Raw genomic sequence first — 16553 nt, forward strand, 5'->3', positions numbered from 1 at the left:
TCTGATTATGAGTCGAAATTGTCCAAACTATTAGCAAGCTCTTTAGAGTAATTGCTGGGATCGAAGTAGATTAGAAGTTTGAAAGATACCTTACAGGTTTTTATCATATCTTGTCGCAATCCTACTTACATTTATTGTTGTCTACTGTCTGTAGACAAACATCAAACATCCGTAGACAACTTACATTAAAATCATGATTTAGAGTTAAGCCCACGACAGTAATGCAAGTTAAGCGAGTAGTGGAAGTGGTACAGGACTTCCCAGATATTGGAAAGCGGATAAAGCAGGCGAGGGAAAGAGATGAACGGTCTGTCTCGCAAATCTGTCGGGAGGCTGGCATTAGTTGCGCCTACTGGTATCAATTAAAAGCTGAAAATTTGAGAGCACCTGCGACAGAAGGAATCATTCGTAAGATTGAAGCAGTCCTAAGTGTTGACTTAGGGGTAAAATTTAATGGATAAATAATAGTTAGAAATGGTAATCCTTCCGTTTTGGCCTACTAAAAGCAATCGAGAAAGCGAAATATTGCTAAATTGCAGTCAAAAGTAGAAAAGTTGACAATATTCAACATTAAAGCCCACGAACAACGTCGGATTCGCGCCAGTAACTCCAAGGTATCGCGGGGAGGTAGGTCATACCATAACTGCGATCGCTGTCTAAACACTACACCAATCTGTTACGCTAGTTCGCGCCGATTTCGCCAAGGATTTAATCCCAATAACCTGCCTGTGCCAGATGTCGGCTGTAGTATCCCTGCATGATAAAACCTATTCTGTTAAGTGTGCATTTCCATAAATCTAGCAATAGCTAGATGCTGAAATTCTCTCAAAGGCTATAATTTACATCTGTTGCACCGAGAGATTAACTTGTGGATGTCATATTAGAACGATCGCACGAATTAAAACAAGCCTTAGTGGATTTTGTCCTTGATGCTGAAGGCGAACTGGCACAGGCACTGGAAACTTATGCAGCAGAACAGTTGCGTCGTGGAAGTGGTGATAGTACGCAGCAGGACTTAACCATCGATAGCTTTTTGACAGCCGAAAAAGTTGGTAATAAGTCACCATTAGAGTTGTTTATCGAAAGCCATCCAGATTTAGCAGAAAGCGATCGCAGCCTGATAAACAGTTGGCATCATAGTTTTATTGGCTTATTTGCTATCACTAATATTTTACCTGATGGCTTTGAATTGACGAACTGGTTGACAGATAAACGCTACATTGTCAAGCCAAACAATACTCAAACATTACAGGCAATATCTCGGTTGAAAGTCGGAGAAATCTTACTAACTCGCATTTCTCCCGTTACCGATAGCTACTGGATGTTTTCTGGCCCCTACACAATAATGGGTAAATTAGGTAAACCAAAACTTGCCGTAGCAATTGGTAATTTTAAAGAAAACTATAAAAGTAATCTTTACAGCGATGCTCCAGACTTGCTAAAAGAAGCTTGGCAGTCAGTAGAAAAATATCATCAGCAGTTTGTGGACTTTTTTGGCACTGATGAAATCACACTACCTGGATACCAGCTTAATAAAAAAGTAGCGGAATTTCAAGAAGTAATTACTGAAAAAACCTTTGCAGCCGCAGGAATTGATACTTCTAAATCTCTTGCGGAAGTGGCAGAAGCAGCTGGAATTGGCGATGAAGAAATAAAAGCAGCCGCAGAAGAATTTGGTGCAGATTCCAACGTAGTCTCTGAGATGTTTAACAGCAAAAGCAGCAAGAGCAAAATGGTTATGCCAAAGGTTGATTTACCTGCTGAACTCAAGAAAGCAGAACAGGTAACGGCTCTTTCTCATCCCCGTTGGGGACAAATGTTTTTACCAACATATAGTAAAGTACAAGCAATCTTATCGGCAGAGGACTGGCAAAGTGTGCAAGGGGCAGAAAAACTAATTCGCTACTACCTTGAAGATAAAAGTATTAATGCTTTTATTTGGCATCGATTAGCGCAACAGTATCCAACTCAATTAGAAAATGTCTTGCAAACATTTTTGCAGCGTCCACAGTTTAAGCTTGAAAGTGACTTGGATGCACTTTTACAAGAATTCTACAAACCTATTGAGCCAGACTTGCCAGACATTGCCAGTGTACCCATACATTTGCATAACTTATTTCAGGAAGCTTTAGGAGAAGTTAACAAATCTAAGCCCAAGGGTAAGGGGCAACAAAAGCCAGCAAAGGGTTTTCAACGAGGTTAACAAATATAAGTAGGTGGGCGTAAATATTTATCGTTGAGATAAGGCAGGAGGCAAGAGGCAGGAGGCAGGAGAGAAGAGGGTTTTAGCCTCGTTCATTTTTGTTAACATAGGTTGGTTTTATTTTGCCGACTTACTTATCCAACATTTTACCCTACTCACTTAGGGTTATATCGTTTCCTTTCTTAAAGTCCTTTATAGGAGTGTATTGTTAGCTGTGCGCTCCCACGATGTATTGCCTGAAATCAGTCTCAAAAGCCAGATGAAGGTCGGCTAGTTATATTTAAGGATCGATAGATAACAGGTGAACAATCTCGTCTATAATTTCCTCTGGACTTTCAAGCTTGACTAGAAATCGATCAAAACCAGCATCCAAAGCTTTATGGCTTGAGACTTCCCGCGTATAAGAAGTGATAGCGATCGCAGGCAACTCTCTTATAGATGGGCAAGAATGCACTCGAATTTGCTCAATTAACCAATTTCCATCACGATTGGGCAACTTCATATTAGACAGCAGAATATCGGGATGAAGCGATTCGACCAAATCAAGGGCTGTTTCTGCGTCGCTTAAAGCCATTACCTCTGCACCTGCTGCTTCCAAAATGAAGGTGAGCAAATCTGCAATATCTGGCTCATCTTCTACCAGTAAGATAGTGGTTCCAATAAGCTTCTGGAGCGAATTTAACTCAGTTTCTTGATTAATTTTCTGATCCGTTACCATGCCGTCCTTTTATTGCCTGCTATAGTATGCTATTTCTATTGCAACGCATGGAGCGGAATAAGTATTCACCCTAAATACACAAACTTGAGGTGAAAAGTCTTATCAATATGAAGACATTAATTCACCGAGTAATATTGAGCGCCCTGTTAGGTGAGCGATCGCCTTAATCAACTCATCTATGTCCACAGGCTTTAATAACCATTGGTCAAACCTTGCTTGCGACTTTGGAAATCGAGCATCTGACTCTCCGAGTCCCGTAACTGCGATAACGGGAGTGAATTTATCAAGCCTATCTTCTATTTGCCTGATCTGACGTAGCAGCGAATAACCATCTTCACCAGGCATGGCAATGTCACTAAGTACTAAATCTGGGCAAAGTTCGACAAAGGTTGCTAAGGCTTGATGTACCGTGAAAGTTGAATGAACTTCAATCCCATACAATTCAAGCAAACAAGTCATCCAGACACAGGAATCGAGATCATCATCGACCACTAGTACTCGCAATCCTTCCAGTGTGGAAGTGTTGGGAATGGGCATACCAGGAGCCTTACTCTAAGTGAATGTCACAGTATCTAATGAGAATTTAAAAATTAGTGCATTTTTCATAAAAAAATAAGATTTCCATAATTTTACTTAACATTGTGCAACATAGTTCTCATAATTGAACGGCTCAAACAGATGGCATGAAGAAGAGGGGGAATGGGCAAAGGGAAAAGGGGAAAAGGAACCCCATACTTCAAAGCAGGGGTTTCAAGTATGGACGCTGATTTTTATCGTACTGCGTGTCTCAAAAATCTTCTTTTTTGCTCTCCATCTTTAAAAAGAGGGGCTTTATACCCGTAGGGAAAAGTTTTTAATTTTTTCCCTTTACCCCAAACCCAAGACCCCTTTTCCCCTTATCAGTAAGAATCTAGAGGTATATGCGATATGGTTTCCTTAATAGTGGAAGTCCAGAGCTTTGCAATTATAATTACAAGTATTTAGCTAGACCCCAATCTATCGTTATCATCGAATCATAAAAAACTTAAAATAATTTTAATATATTTAAATTTCTTAATATTGTCTTTAATATTTCTGAGTTTTGGTGATGGTATTTTTGTAGTATCGACAAAGTAGACTAATATTTTTTGGTAATAAAAGAAAATTTAGTACCCATGACTCCTTACCGAGGTTCAGCTTGAGTTGAGACTGTTAATACTTGCGGTGGTGTAGCATCCGGGGGATAGAGAAAATCTACTTCTACTAAAGAGCGATCGCCTGGTTTCATCTTTAATAAGACTAACGGTTCTCCTAATTGACCTCTCTTTTGCACTAAATGCACAAACTGAGTTTGTGGCTGATTTCGCTCATCTTTGTAACGTAGCCGTACCGTTCCCCGAAAGAATACTTGAGGATCTGGTGTACTTAGAAAGCGTAACCCTGGTTTGACTAACCGATCTTCTTTGAGGGGTGTTTGTATTGATACACTAACAGTTTGAAGACTTTGAGTATTGTTGTATAACGGCAACTTGAGATTATATTGAATTCCATAGTTGCCATGAGCGCGATATGCGGTGTCAGGATAGCGCACCAGCATGGGCGCACTTTGAATTTGACCAGTTCCTAATGTACCGCCATGCAGGGTATTCAAAGCGTAGGAAAACACTTGACCAGGCTGGGGAATAGTTAGATACCTAGCTTTAGGATTATCTACTAATAAGGCTCTCCATTGCGAACCTCCAACCACTCCCGCAACTCGCCCATAAATTCTTGGCTTGCCAGTTTCCTCTAAGGGAGTAGGAGTTTTATCTCGTGGCCCAGCCAAATCAGCATTATCTAGTAGATTCTGCCATTCTTCTAAAGTAGGCGATCGCTCACTGCCATCAGGATTGAGTTGTGCAAACATCGCTAGGCTAGCTGCATAGACAGTACCATCACTTTGCAATCGAATTAATGTAGACCGACCATTCAGGGGTGGTGTCAATCCCTGCACCGGAATTGGTAAATTGAGTAACATCCGACTTTGCTTTGGTGGAATCTCAATTTGAGCAGGGAAAATCTCTTGTCGCACTCCCCTAAGTACATCAGACATGACGCGATCGCCTGGGCCAGCAAAAATTTTACCTAAAGGATTTTGGCTAAAAGATGGTAGCTGAATAAATGGTGCATCCGGTTGACTTAAATAACTCGCCGCCTGCAAAATATTTACCTTCACTGGTTCCGAACCAGGGTTATGTAAAATTATCCCTAAATAGAGCGATGTCTCCGACGGGCTACGCCTACGCAAATTCTCTGGTGGTTCAGCTTTCGCAATATGATGAGCAAAAATATCAAATCGTCCCCGAAAAGGAAAATTTAAATGCGCTGTTGGCACTTTTTTTCCATCTGGTGGAAAGGTAGAAAGTAAAATTCCTTCTTTCAACACCAATTCTGGACTATTGCTATTAAAGGTTGGCACTGTATCCAACTTCCCTGATAAAGGACGTACTTCTTGTGTTTGCACGACTTCTTCAGGTAGTGGTGTGGCAAGAGTTAATTGGGCTATTGGGAAAATTAGTAATAATGGCAACATATACTTAGATATTTATTTCACCATACAGACATTAACAACTTGATGAAAGTGCCAGTTTGTTAATAATTAATACGAAATCGGCAAGAATCCCCATCAAATTTTCTTGATTGAGAACCGGAACGTGGACAAAAATACAACGTGCTGTGAGTTGATTTTGGCTTAAGTAGTCCAACACTGAATAGTAAAGACCTTCACAGACAAATTTCCCACAGTCGTGGCTAATTTGAATTGCCGTTGCTCCCGCCACTAATTTTTCTAAATCAACCTGTGTCTGTAAAACAATTTCTTTGTAGCTAGCAACTGCTTCCACACTTAATTGTGTACGCCTTGCAGCCATGCCACAACAGATGATGTAATCAGGTTGGATTGCCTTGATTTTTTCCATTACCTGAGTACAGGCAAGTTGCACATCTACGGGTAACTGGCGTAAAAAAGTTAAGTCATGTGGGATAAACTCAAGTTTGGTTACTTCAAGTAATAAATCATCAGAAGAATTTGACTGTTGATCTTTTAGCCAAATGTCAAAAGAAGTTAATAGAATTCTTTTCTTCATAACAAATATTATTTAGAATAGAAAAACCCTCCATAATAAATTTACAAGGAGCAGGTAAATGCCGGTAATTGCGGTCGTAGATTACGAGATGGGAAATTTGCACTCAGTCTGCAAAGGCTTGGAAAAAGCTGGAGCAACTCCTAAAGTTACTTATTCTCCAAAGGAGTTAGAACGGGCAGATGCAATAGTCTTACCGGGAGTAGGAGCATTCGATCCAGCAGTTCAACACCTGCGATCGCGTGGTTTGGAACAACCAATAAAAGAAGCGATCGCATCTGGAAAACCTTTTTTAGGAATTTGTTTAGGATTGCAAATTCTCTTTGAATCAAGTGCAGAAGGTACTCAACCAGGACTAGGAATTATTCAAGGAAAAGTGCGGCGGTTTCGCCCAGAACCTGATATCACTATTCCTCACATGGGTTGGAATCAACTGGAAATCACTCAACCAAAAAGTATTTTGTGGGAGCATTTACCGTCCGATCCTTGGGTATATTTTGTCCATTCCTACTATGTTGACCCAATAGATCCGCTAATCCGTGCAGCAACAATCACTCACGGTACTCAAACTGTGACAGCTGCGATCGCTCATGAAAACCTCATGGCAGTCCAATTTCACCCTGAAAAATCCTCTAATATCGGATTGCAAATACTGTCTAATTTTGTTGCTCAAGTCCGCGAAAAAATTCCTGCCTGATAATATTTTTGTCCTTCGTCATTTGTCCTTTATCCTTTGTGAGTAAATCAAAATCACCACTGACCATTAAACATTGACTAATGACCAATGACTAATGACTAATGACTAACGACCAATGAGCCTGAGAATTTACGGGAATCGCCAGCTAAAAACTTTACCAGGAAAAGAAACTAGACCGACTAGTGCGCGAGTAAGAGAGGCAGTCTTTAATATTTGGCAGGGAGAAATTGCAGGTTGTTGCTGGCTAGATTTATGCGCTGGTACTGGTTCAATGGGCGCAGAGGCTTTATGTAGAGGAGCCAGCCTAGTAATGGGAATTGAACAATCAAGCCGAGCCTGTGCCACCATTCAACAAAATTGGCAGCAAGTAGCTAATGCCGACCAAGAATTTCGGGTATTGCGGGGAGATATTACACACCAGTTAAAGATTTTATCAGGTAAGCAATTCGATAGAATCTACTTCGATCCACCTTATATCAGTGGATTATATCAGCCAGTATTAGAGGCGATCGCTGATTATCAACTTTTAGATCCTAGCGGTGAAATCGCAGTTGAACACGCTTTACAAGGTTGGATACCGCCAGAGATTCCCGCTTGGGAAATTTGCCGCCAGAAAGTTTATGGCAACACATCACTTACTTTCTACAGAATTATGGAATGAAAAGAATGGGGAGTAGGGAAGAAAAATTGCTTCCTTGTCCTCCTTGTCCCCCTTCCCTCATCCCACTCAGCACTCAGTTCAACACTCAGCACTGAACATTTCCTCATCCTCCCAACTGATTGGGGCGCTTGTATTGCTTATATGCAGCGTAAAAAAGTCCGGAAAGAGTGACGAAAACTAAACCAAGGACAATACCTGATAGCAGGGGTTCAACCACTATAAATCTCCTCTTTGAAATTATTAAATATTCGTTGGCTGTTTTTGATTTTACCAAATTTTGTATGAATCTTGCGCCTTACAGCCTTTTAGAGTCCGACTGCCCACAAGAAAATAGTCTTCTGTGCTTGCAGACACAATCAAGAACTTTTAAGCTATGTGTAGGAAATGAAAACTTTTTAGCACACCTAGACTTATCACAGCAAACCTTTTGGATAACCAGATTACCAAACCTGAAATTTTGATTCAGCGGATCGTTTTATTGATGCTGGCTATACTGCTAGCAGTCCCTTTGGGCTATTTTGGTGTCCAGTTGGTTCAAGCCTCCGATCCATACGTCAAGAGTGTTCTATCCCTAACAGGAAATTCAGTTCAAGGACACGCGATATTCCAAATTAACTGTGCTGGTTGTCATGGCTTAGAAGCAGACGGGCGAGTGGGGCCGAGTTTGCAAGCTGTTTCAAAGCACAAGTCTCAGTATGGGCTAATTCACCAAGTGATCAGTGGCGAAACACCACCAATGCCAAAATTCCAACCTAATGCTCAAGAAATGGCGGATCTTTTGAACTATTTAGAGTCGTTATAGACCTAAGAATTTTTGGTTATATGATACACAATTACCCTTATCTGAAAATGCAGTACAAAATGTATATCTTTTTACACTTATAAACAGATCCCTTAGATGCTCGATAGCGAATGTGAGTGCGTCTTGTAGAGAAGCTTTCGCAACGTAGGAGTGTTGCCCTTGGCACATCATGCCTGCTCTACTTGAGAAAATTATAAACGCTTAGATGCGAGATGCTGTGCGTAGCTTGCTTTCCTATAGGGATATGCAGACTCATAGAAGTCCTTAGCGTCTACCCTTATCTACCAAACACTCTTTTGAGGTTGAGAGAAGAACCGCGATACCAATACCACTGTGCCTCTACACATAATAATAGAAACCTCAAAACACCCTAGTACCGCATGGCGGAAGTCAAAAATACTATAGAATAAGCTCTTTAGGGATTTTAAATGGTTGCTCGTCTTACAAAGTTCTGATGCCTGCGGCGGGCTGCGCCGCTCAGACTTTGCGCTATTTACGCCGTGGCGTACTAGTACATAGCGGCGGAAATAAACATACCATTCTAAATGAAGGAAAAGCCCAAAATACAATTATGCGTGACTTTTAACTTTTGCGCAGCAGTAATAGCTCAGTCTGATAAACTTTGTCTTCTAAAGTCGTAGTGGCGAGAACTGTCTTTTGTTTTTATCTTCACATCTGCTAGTATTTGCGTAGAATCTTTGATAAAAACTCATATAAACTGTATATTTTTAAGTATCTTAGCAAGTAACTAGCTAATTGTTGCGAAAGTGAGGTTATTATACCTAACTCTGTAGAATTAAGGTAAAAGTTCCTAGACAATCGGCTAAGGTATAGCTTCTTTAACAGACTAAATATTCTTAAAATGACCGAAAGCCAATGACTGAAGCGATCCAAATCGGTAATCGTACAATTACAGCTAGTGAACTGATTTCTTTACTGGCAAATTACCAAATGCTGCCGCAGTTGCAGCGGGAATTAATCATTGATGAGGCGATAGAGCAAAACTCACGCTCCGCCAAGGTAGTAATAGAGTGTACCCCTGAAGAAGTAGCCCAAGCTAAACAGCAGTTTTATGCTGAAAAACAGTTTAAAAATGAAGAAGACATCCAGGCTTGGATGGCACATCAAGGGCTGACTCCCGATCAACTAGAAGTTATTACCACTCGTAAACTGAAAATTGAAAAATTCAAGCAAGCCACTTGGGGCAATAAACTCGAATCTTACTTTTTTCAGTCCAAAACAAAACTGGACAAAGTAATTTATTCCTTACTGCGAACTCAGGATGTAGGAATTGCCCAAGAACTCTACTTCAGGATTCAGGCAAAAGAAAACTCTTTTGCTGATTTGGCGCGGGAATACTCACTCGGGCCAGAAGCCCAAACTGGTGGCTTAGTAGGCCCGATTGAAGTGAATGCACTACATCCGATAATGGTGCAAATGCTCTCTAGCACTCAACCAGGTCAGATATTGCCCCCTACCCGTATCGCTGAATGGTTTGTGATTTTGCGGTTAGAAAAATTTGTTCCAGCACAACTGGATGAATTTATGAAAATGCGTCTGTTGAATGAACTCTTTGAAAACTGGCTACAAGAACAGCAAAAGCAAATCATGTCTGCACCACAAGGGGAGAAGGATACGTGAGACAGGCAGGCGATAAACCTTCAACCTAAGTATGGGACTCATCTACCATACTTAGCTTATTTGCGATACTCAAGCCGATATTATCACTTGTGTTTCGTCCACAGGTGCTTGCCACTACTGCTTCAATCTACGACGTAACACTCCCCTACCGATTAACCTAAGTAAGTCGGTGCAATAAAACCAAACTATGTGAAGAAAATTTCACTAGGCTAAAACCCTCTTCACTCCTGCCTCCTGCCTTCTCTCAACGATAAATTTTCCCACCTAGCTACTTAATACGATTAATCCCACAGCTTCAGTACATTCATTTTCGGCGTGATAACGCTTGACTAGTAAGCTATTACGCACTTGTTATAGAGCGTTACAGTGAGTCTAGCGCTAGAGAGGAACTTAATTTTGTTAAACCTTGATTCCATTGTGGGGTAGGCCTTCCCTGCCTAGAAAGGACGGACAAGATGTCCATCCCACAAGAATAAAAAAAAAGTTGCACATCGCGTGAACTTCAAAATTTATAATGAGTTTTTGAGAAAAAGCTAAAAACTAGACTAGGCAATAAATACAGATGATCCGACCGCGTAAGGTCTTTGCTCAACATTGGCTCAAAAGTGAAAAGGTACTCGACGCAATTATTAAAGCAGCAGAGTGTACACAAAGCGATCGCTCCCTCAAAGGCGATCGCGTCCTGGAAATTGGGCCTGGTACTGGCATTCTGACTCGTCGTTTATTACCCCTAGTGCAATCTCTGGTTGCAGTTGAAATAGACCGCGACTTATGCCAACTGTTGTCAAAGCAGCTTGGTAAGACTGAAAATTTTTTACTACTGCAAGGCGATTTTCTCACTCTAGATTTACCATCTTATCTGGCAGCCTTTCCCAATTTCCAACAGCCAAATAAGGTAGTAGCCAATATTCCCTACAACATTACAGGGCCAATCATTGAGAAACTACTGGGTACGATCGCTAACCCTAACCCCGAACCATTTGACTCAATAGTGTTGCTAGTACAAAAAGAAGTAGCAGAAAGGTTATATGCTAAACCAGGATCAAAAGCCTTTGGGGCGTTGAGTGTGCGGGTACAATATTTGGCTGAGTGTGAGTTAATCTGCACAGTCCCAGCGGCCGCATTCCATCCACCGCCAAAAGTCGATTCAGCAGTGGTGCGATTGCGCCCCCGAAAAATAGGGATACCAGCACTTAATCCCCGACAGTTAGAAAATTTCTTAAAGTTGGGGTTTGGTGCCAAACGCAAAATGTTACGAAATAATTTGCAATCAGTTATAGAACGCGATCGCTTGAGCCACTTACTGGAACAATTAAAAATAAATCCCCAAGCTAGAGCTGAAGACCTCAGCGTTCAGCAATGGGTAATTTTAGCAAATGAATTAGGAGTGGGGAGTAAACAGTAGCGAACAAGGCAGATTTTTCCGATTCCCCATACTTGATTCCCCATTCTCCATTCTCCATTACCCCTTATCCCCAGAGGGGGCCCCACCTTCCCCACTTCCAGAAAATGCATTCTTATAGCCTAATTGCCCCTGCGAAAATCAACTTGTATCTGGAAATTATTGGCGATCGCCCTGATGGATATCACGAGTTAGCCATGATACTTCAAAGTATTGGTCTTGCAGACCAAATTGATCTGCATTCCATTAGTACTGATTCCATTAGGGTTTACTGCAACCACCCACAAGTACCTACAGATAAAAGTAATCTGGCATACCGAGCAGCAGAATTAATGGTGAGGCAATTTCCCCAAGCCTTTGCTAAATATGGAGGCGTGGAAATTACCATTAATAAGCAGATTCCTGTCGCTGCTGGGTTGGCTGGGGGTTCGACGAATGCAGCAGCTGTGCTGATAGGGATAGATTTATTGTGGAAGTTGGGATTAACTCAGTCAGAATTAGAAGAGTTGGCAGGCACACTTGGTTCAGATGTACCATTTTGTGTGGCGGGTGGAACTGCGATCGCAACAGGTAGAGGTGAGCAACTTTCTCCGTTGCCAAGTTTGAATAGTATTTATATAGTGTTAGCAAAATACCGCAGTTTGGAAGTTTCCACCGCTTGGGCATACAAAACCTATCGAGAGCAGTTTGGTGATTCTTATATTAAAGATAGCGACAAATTGATAGCGCGTGCTAACGCAGTTCGTTCAGGAGCAATAGTAAAAGCTGTTCAAGATAAAGATGCCAGAGAAATTGCCCGAAAACTGCACAATGATTTAGAACGAGTTGTATTGCCAGACTATCCCCAAGTCTTGCAACTGCGGGAAGTGTTTGCAAATCAAGAAGGTGTTTTAGGAACAATGATGTCTGGTTCTGGGCCAACAGTATTTGCTCTTTTTGAGTCTCAACAGCAGGCAGAACAAGTGAAGTTACAAGTTAAACAAGCAATTCTTGATCAAGACTTAGAATTATTTGTGACTCGGACAATTACACATGGTATTCAGGTGGCATCTTCAACTTAAATAAATCTTTATCGTTAAATTAAGTTTTTTAGTTGTATAGTTCAAATTGCTAGTAAAGAGGCAAAGATGCAATTTAAATGACGATTAACTGAGGATAATAATTATTCCTAATGCTTCAATCCAATATCTAATATCTAAAATCCAAATATTATGAATGACCAAAATCTAACGCCGCAAATAGATGCCAAAAAACAAGTAACAGCTAGTCCGTTACGCTGTTTTACTGGGGCGGTAATTTCTGGAGGGATGGGATTTGCAGCGTATTCGCTGATGATTGCGATCGCGACAAATTTTGCTAGTAAACCGATCCATTCAATCAATCCATTGGTGGTGAAGATTTCTTCTGCTGTCCGCACTCTGGTTGTTGGTGTAGTTGCTTTAGGTAGCGGTATTTTTGCTATAGTAGCAATTGGTTTGTTGGCTTTGGGAGTGCAATTATTAGTGCAGCAAGTGACGAAGCAAAAAAGTAGTGAAAACTAGTAATTTGCTTTTAATCTAGTAATCTACAAGCACAAGTTTTTCTAAAGCAGTATGATTTAACCCTACTGTGCAAGGAGTTTATCTTACTCTTGCCAAATTTATTTAACACGAATAGCAAGTGCAGATGCAGTGCTACTGGTTGCTGTAATTTTCTGGTTTACTGCATTTCTACTTGTTTTAGTCAAGCTTTTTAGGATTGACGTAGACGCTTCTTCGACTTGTCGTTAGACATCGCTCCTTAAATAGCAGATGTTGTAATTTTGGTATATAGTATTAAATTTGACTTTAATAGAGTTTGGGTTGACACTTTATAGACTGGCTCAATATTTACAAATATATGCGGAATTAATACCAGGAATACTGAAATTGATAACAGCAACATTATTTTTAAGCAAAAGTTATGAACACAATCAACAGATATTGTTTACCGCTTATTTTTGTGACAATGGTTGTGAGCCTTAGTAGTTGTAGTTCTAACCCCACCACGAGTAATATTGACAAGGCAACGTCATACCCTACGACAGCACCGACGAATAGCGTATCTTCTCAAACTCCCAGCCAAGTTCCTAGCGTAGCTCAGTTAAGAGAAAAATCTTCTAATCAAGAATCTCCTAAAGAAAATACGCCTTCCCCATCAACTTCTAAAGTCGCTATTAGCAAAACTACTAGCGTAACGCTATACACAAGTGATACTCAATGTCAAAAACTAATTCCAGAAAAGGTTTCAGTACCAGCAGATGAACCAGTGACAAATGTCGTAAGTAAAATATTAGAAAAACGAGATACAAGCGACTTTAGCTTGTCTGGGTATCGTGTCAACATCAAAAATGGTATTGCTACAGTTGATTTACGCATATCTCCTGAGTCAAAGCGGCAAATAACTTCTCTTTCTAGTTGTGAACAGTTTGCTCTGTTTGGCAGTCTCCGCAAAACCTTAACGAGTAATCCTCAATGGAATATTAAAGAGGTTCGCTTTACCGAGCGAGGCGAGGACATTGTTCTTTAATTAAATATTGTAGTAAGTGGCGTTATCAGCTAGCTAAAAAATTTCCTCATCTGAACAGTCACAGGACTCATACATCAGCAATTGTCAAAATGGTGTATGTTCTAGCCAATTGAAAACAGCTGTAAATAGTGATATGCTTGATTTTAGCCACAGGTTTATGGTAGCAATTTGCGGGTGTAATTCAGTGGTAGAATGTCATCTTCCCATGGTGAACGTCGTGGGTTCGAGTCCCATCGCCCGCTTTAAAATCTGTAATTTTTCACTATCAACGGCAATATCACTCAATTGTTGGGTAACTGGTTGGGTTTATTGTGAAATCGTTGTTTAAAATCTGTTATCTTCACCCACTGTGCGATCGCTATTTTTCTTAAATAATAAAAACCCTGAGATAATCTTTACTATGTCAGGGTTTTAGGTATTTGAAATGCTGTGGTAATATTTTGTTAAATTGACAAATAATTAGTTAATGTACAATTTATCCTTTATACTTCAATAGCTATTCTACTTACTTGCCTAAAGTCCGCGTATAAATTACCTGACCTTGGGAATCATAAAGAAAAAGGGACAGATTAGCATTATCACCAATTACAGCTAGGGCTTCTCGTAAGATTTGCAAGTGATTGGTAACGTCAATAGCAGTATTCGAGTTCTCAGAATAAGGATTAGCTAAGTTATTTTGCCTTATTTGGTCATACTGTGGGGTTAACCGGACAATAATTCTTGTATTGTCCATGCTAAAGGTGCAAATTAGAATTCCATTAATACAGGTCTTATTCAAATCAGTGCGGGTTTGTTGCAAACTACTAACAGCTTGAAGTTTTTCTTGTGCTTGTTTGAGCGCAGTTGAATAGGGTTCGATGAGAGATTGAGCTTGAGTGTAGTACAAACTATCTTGGGGAACTTTTTTAGCAGTTTGCAAAGCTTGATCCCAATATATCGCTGCTGGTTGCCATTGGTTTTGTTGTTGATAAACTTTAGCTTGTTTGGCGGTGCTAAGAGCCTGTTGATAGGTTTTAACAGCTAATTGTTCTTTAGTAGCGCGATCGCGTACTAATACTAACTTAGGTTTATAATCTACCAACAGCTTTTGGGCTTCTTGGTATCCAACGCTATTCGGGGGGATGGTATTCAAGGCATTAATTACTACCAGCCAAGTAGACTGCGCCTTTTGCCAGTCATTCAAGGATTTAGCAATAGCTTCCTGCTTTGAGGCTGTAACGGCTACAGCTTTTGCCGCAGCTAGTTTTTTCAGCCATTTTTCCTCAATAAATATCTGTTGATTTACAGTGTGCAAACGGACACGATAATTCAGTAATTTACCCTGCACCAACCCATAGAGTTCACTACTGGAACTTATACTTTCTAGTGGCGCTATAGCCTGTCGCCATAAGTGTTGCCTACTTTGTAATTCCTCTAGGCTAGATGCAGGTGTTTGAACTTTTTGTGTCGCCAAAGATGCCGTTTGCAAAGCTTTGACCACCTGATTGATTCTTTCTGCTCGCCCAGACAAACTTGCTTTTAGTTCTTTTGACACTTGGTAACGAGGCGACCAACTAGGAATTACATTTAGGTCTGTACTGGCTGCTGTAAGTTGTTGTTGTACAGCTATTAATTCTTTTTCAGACTTGGCGCGGCGCATCAACTGCGGAGATTTTGTTTTTAATTGCTCGGCGTTTTGTATTTCTTTACACTCAGACATCACGCAAGGGCGAGTCAATAAGTAAGCACCACCGCCTAAAACCAAAATTCCCACCAACGCCGCACCCAGTAGGATAGGTTTGACCTGGAATCGTCTCTTTGAAGCCGATAAATTTGGCACATCTGGAAACGGGTCAAACAGTTCTTCTTCTTCAATCTCATTGATTGAGGGAGAATATGTCACAGATGAGGGGGATATTACTTCTTCATCTTTTCCTACTTCCTCATCTTCTGCTGCAACCCATCGCTCTGTGTGTTTCAATGTCAAGAAACATTTAGTATAAGGGAGTTGTTCGCCAAAAACTCTCAGGAAACATTGCACCTGCTGCTCTTTGTGGGGTGCTAGAGATTGAAGTACTTCCTCAATGACTGCAAAAATTAGTTGAGCGTCAACTATTACATCTGAGGCGTGTTGCGTTAAAATCATTAGCCCGCCTTTATTGACGACGCACTTAACCTCGAAGACTTCAGCCGTTGAGACTTCTACAAGTAATTGTTCTTGCAAAGTTTTGGCTAAAAGCTGTAAATCTTCCTGCTGGACTGCTACTCTCATAGAGCTTTGCTGCTGAACTTCTATATTGTTTTGATTATCTTTAGGGGGATGAAATGAACTTTTTAGGTTTATTGAATGCAAATGCACAGTTTAACCAACTACAGCCTGAGAATCTGAACGACCAACTTTCTAACACAAATTCTGATTTTTCACCAAAAATTAAAAAAGTAATTATTGTTCGTGGCGCTACATTTTTACAGAGCTAGATGCAAAATAAAATAATCTGTCTTTAGACAGAAATTACAAATACAAAATGGGAATAATAAGAAATTTGAGTATTTTCACTGCATTGTTTTGCGACAATTAAATTCACAATAGCTACTGCTTTGCAAAATCTAGTTGCAGAGAAATTGTTACCAAATTATCTAGAGGTTAAGAAAACCATGTTATGTCAGAGGGTTTTGACAGAAATACTATTTATCTTCTATGCTGGAAAACTTACTGATAAAATTAATTACCTATTGTGGCTCTGCTACAAACAAGTTGGCTATCGAAATTAATATGCTGAATTTGCTGAATTCGATAAAATC

17 protein-coding genes and 1 tRNA gene are annotated in these 16553 nt (G+C 40.4%); 12 read left to right on the forward strand and 6 right to left on the reverse strand.

Annotation, left to right across the window (positions count from 1 at the left end; all coding sequences use genetic code 11):
* Window positions 1–221 precede the first annotated feature (221 nt).
* From V7K79_RS22915 to V7K79_RS22925, 3 genes are all read left to right on the forward strand, one after another.
* The gene (locus V7K79_RS22915; RefSeq protein WP_335050720.1) at window positions 222–461 is read left to right on the forward strand and encodes a helix-turn-helix domain-containing protein; all 240 of its coding nucleotides are present in this window, start codon (window positions 222–224) and stop codon (window positions 459–461) included.
* 93 nt (window positions 462–554) lie between these two features.
* Window positions 555–761 carry a hypothetical protein gene (locus V7K79_RS22920; RefSeq protein WP_335050722.1) on the forward strand — a complete coding sequence of 69 codons (207 nt, stop codon included), beginning with the start codon at window positions 555–557 and terminating at the stop codon, window positions 759–761.
* 107 nt (window positions 762–868) lie between these two features.
* Window positions 869–2203, forward strand: coding sequence for a hypothetical protein (locus V7K79_RS22925; RefSeq protein WP_335050723.1), 1335 nt, complete (start codon window positions 869–871; stop codon window positions 2201–2203).
* Window positions 2204–2483: 280 nt separating this feature from the next.
* Here V7K79_RS22925 and V7K79_RS22930 read toward each other — a convergent pair whose 3' ends face one another.
* The 4 genes from V7K79_RS22930 to V7K79_RS22945 all read right to left on the reverse strand — a co-directional run bounded on the left by V7K79_RS22930 (window position 2484) and on the right by V7K79_RS22945 (window position 6025).
* A complete protein-coding gene (locus V7K79_RS22930) occupies window positions 2484–2921 on the reverse strand; it encodes a response regulator (RefSeq protein ID WP_335050725.1) in 438 nt (145 codons plus the stop codon).
* 102 nt (window positions 2922–3023) lie between these two features.
* Window positions 3024–3458 carry a response regulator gene (locus V7K79_RS22935; protein ID WP_335050726.1) on the reverse strand — a complete coding sequence of 145 codons (435 nt, stop codon included), beginning with the start codon at window positions 3456–3458 and terminating at the stop codon, window positions 3024–3026.
* A 625-nt stretch (window positions 3459–4083) separates the two neighbouring features.
* Entirely contained in the window at window positions 4084–5472 is a 1389-nt protein-coding gene (locus V7K79_RS22940; RefSeq protein WP_335050727.1) for a DUF3370 domain-containing protein, read from the reverse strand.
* Between the two features lie 31 nt (window positions 5473–5503).
* On the reverse strand, window positions 5504–6025 hold the full coding sequence (locus V7K79_RS22945) for a pyroglutamyl-peptidase I family protein (RefSeq protein ID WP_335050728.1): 522 nt from the start codon (window positions 6023–6025) through the stop codon (window positions 5504–5506).
* Window positions 6026–6083: 58 nt separating this feature from the next.
* On the opposite strand from V7K79_RS22945, the gene hisH reads away from it, so the two are divergent.
* Both hisH and rsmD read left to right on the forward strand, forming a co-directional pair.
* Window positions 6084–6719 carry an imidazole glycerol phosphate synthase subunit HisH gene (gene hisH / locus V7K79_RS22950; protein ID WP_335050729.1) on the forward strand — a complete coding sequence of 212 codons (636 nt, stop codon included), beginning with the start codon at window positions 6084–6086 and terminating at the stop codon, window positions 6717–6719.
* Window positions 6720–6834: 115 nt separating this feature from the next.
* Window positions 6835–7380, forward strand: a complete 546-nt coding sequence (gene rsmD / locus V7K79_RS22955; protein ID WP_335050732.1) for a 16S rRNA (guanine(966)-N(2))-methyltransferase RsmD — start codon at window positions 6835–6837, stop codon at window positions 7378–7380.
* Between the two features lie 103 nt (window positions 7381–7483).
* Here rsmD and petG read toward each other — a convergent pair whose 3' ends face one another.
* On the reverse strand, window positions 7484–7597 hold the full coding sequence (petG, locus tag V7K79_RS22960; RefSeq protein WP_335050734.1) for a cytochrome b6-f complex subunit V: 114 nt from the start codon (window positions 7595–7597) through the stop codon (window positions 7484–7486).
* 210 nt (window positions 7598–7807) lie between these two features.
* Here petG and V7K79_RS22965 point away from each other — a divergent pair, with 210 nt between their 5' ends.
* From V7K79_RS22965 to V7K79_RS22995, 7 genes are all read left to right on the forward strand, one after another.
* The gene (locus tag V7K79_RS22965) at window positions 7808–8182 is read left to right on the forward strand and encodes a cytochrome c (RefSeq protein WP_335050736.1); all 375 of its coding nucleotides are present in this window, start codon (window positions 7808–7810) and stop codon (window positions 8180–8182) included.
* Between the two features lie 876 nt (window positions 8183–9058).
* On the forward strand, window positions 9059–9823 hold the full coding sequence (locus tag V7K79_RS22970; protein ID WP_335050738.1) for a peptidylprolyl isomerase: 765 nt from the start codon (window positions 9059–9061) through the stop codon (window positions 9821–9823).
* Window positions 9824–10385: 562 nt separating this feature from the next.
* Window positions 10386–11228, forward strand: a complete 843-nt coding sequence (gene rsmA / locus V7K79_RS22975; protein WP_335050740.1) for a 16S rRNA (adenine(1518)-N(6)/adenine(1519)-N(6))-dimethyltransferase RsmA — start codon at window positions 10386–10388, stop codon at window positions 11226–11228.
* Window positions 11229–11332: 104 nt separating this feature from the next.
* On the forward strand, window positions 11333–12286 hold the full coding sequence (gene ispE, locus V7K79_RS22980; RefSeq protein ID WP_335050742.1) for a 4-(cytidine 5'-diphospho)-2-C-methyl-D-erythritol kinase: 954 nt from the start codon (window positions 11333–11335) through the stop codon (window positions 12284–12286).
* Window positions 12287–12436: 150 nt separating this feature from the next.
* Window positions 12437–12766 carry a DUF3082 domain-containing protein gene (locus tag V7K79_RS22985; protein ID WP_335050745.1) on the forward strand — a complete coding sequence of 110 codons (330 nt, stop codon included), beginning with the start codon at window positions 12437–12439 and terminating at the stop codon, window positions 12764–12766.
* A 400-nt stretch (window positions 12767–13166) separates the two neighbouring features.
* Entirely contained in the window at window positions 13167–13772 is a 606-nt protein-coding gene (locus V7K79_RS22990; protein WP_335050748.1) for a sporulation/spore germination protein, read from the forward strand.
* 170 nt (window positions 13773–13942) lie between these two features.
* A tRNA-Gly gene (locus V7K79_RS22995) sits at window positions 13943–14014 on the forward strand.
* 263 nt (window positions 14015–14277) lie between these two features.
* On the opposite strand, the gene V7K79_RS23000 is transcribed toward V7K79_RS22995, so the two are convergent.
* On the reverse strand, window positions 14278–16023 hold the full coding sequence (locus V7K79_RS23000; RefSeq protein ID WP_335050750.1) for a hypothetical protein: 1746 nt from the start codon (window positions 16021–16023) through the stop codon (window positions 14278–14280).
* Window positions 16024–16553 lie beyond the last annotated feature (530 nt).

This window comes from Nostoc sp. (assembly GCF_036917575.1).
GTDB lineage: Bacteria > Cyanobacteriota > Cyanobacteriia > Cyanobacteriales > Nostocaceae > Nostoc.

Bases quoted from the DNA above. Each gene is read 5' to 3' on its own strand.
- V7K79_RS22990 (WP_335050748.1), top strand. From the start codon at position 13,167: ATGAACACAATCAACAGATATTGTTTACCGCTTATTTTTGTGACAATG.
- V7K79_RS22935 (WP_335050726.1), bottom strand. From the start codon at position 3,458: ATGCCCATTCCCAACACTTCCACACTGGAAGGATTGCGAGTACTAGTG.
- V7K79_RS22985 (WP_335050745.1), top strand. From the start codon at position 12,437: ATGAATGACCAAAATCTAACGCCGCAAATAGATGCCAAAAAACAAGTA.
- rsmA (WP_335050740.1), top strand. From the start codon at position 10,386: ATGATCCGACCGCGTAAGGTCTTTGCTCAACATTGGCTCAAAAGTGAA.
- V7K79_RS22930 (WP_335050725.1), bottom strand. From the start codon at position 2,921: ATGGTAACGGATCAGAAAATTAATCAAGAAACTGAGTTAAATTCGCTC.
- V7K79_RS22945 (WP_335050728.1), bottom strand. From the start codon at position 6,025: ATGAAGAAAAGAATTCTATTAACTTCTTTTGACATTTGGCTAAAAGAT.
- rsmD (WP_335050732.1), top strand. From the start codon at position 6,835: ATGAGCCTGAGAATTTACGGGAATCGCCAGCTAAAAACTTTACCAGGA.
- hisH (WP_335050729.1), top strand. From the start codon at position 6,084: ATGCCGGTAATTGCGGTCGTAGATTACGAGATGGGAAATTTGCACTCA.
- V7K79_RS22915 (WP_335050720.1), top strand. From the start codon at position 222: ATGCAAGTTAAGCGAGTAGTGGAAGTGGTACAGGACTTCCCAGATATT.
- V7K79_RS22940 (WP_335050727.1), bottom strand. From the start codon at position 5,472: ATGTTGCCATTATTACTAATTTTCCCAATAGCCCAATTAACTCTTGCC.
- V7K79_RS22970 (WP_335050738.1), top strand. From the start codon at position 9,059: ATGACTGAAGCGATCCAAATCGGTAATCGTACAATTACAGCTAGTGAA.
- ispE (WP_335050742.1), top strand. From the start codon at position 11,333: ATGCATTCTTATAGCCTAATTGCCCCTGCGAAAATCAACTTGTATCTG.
- V7K79_RS23000 (WP_335050750.1), bottom strand. From the start codon at position 16,023: ATGAGAGTAGCAGTCCAGCAGGAAGATTTACAGCTTTTAGCCAAAACT.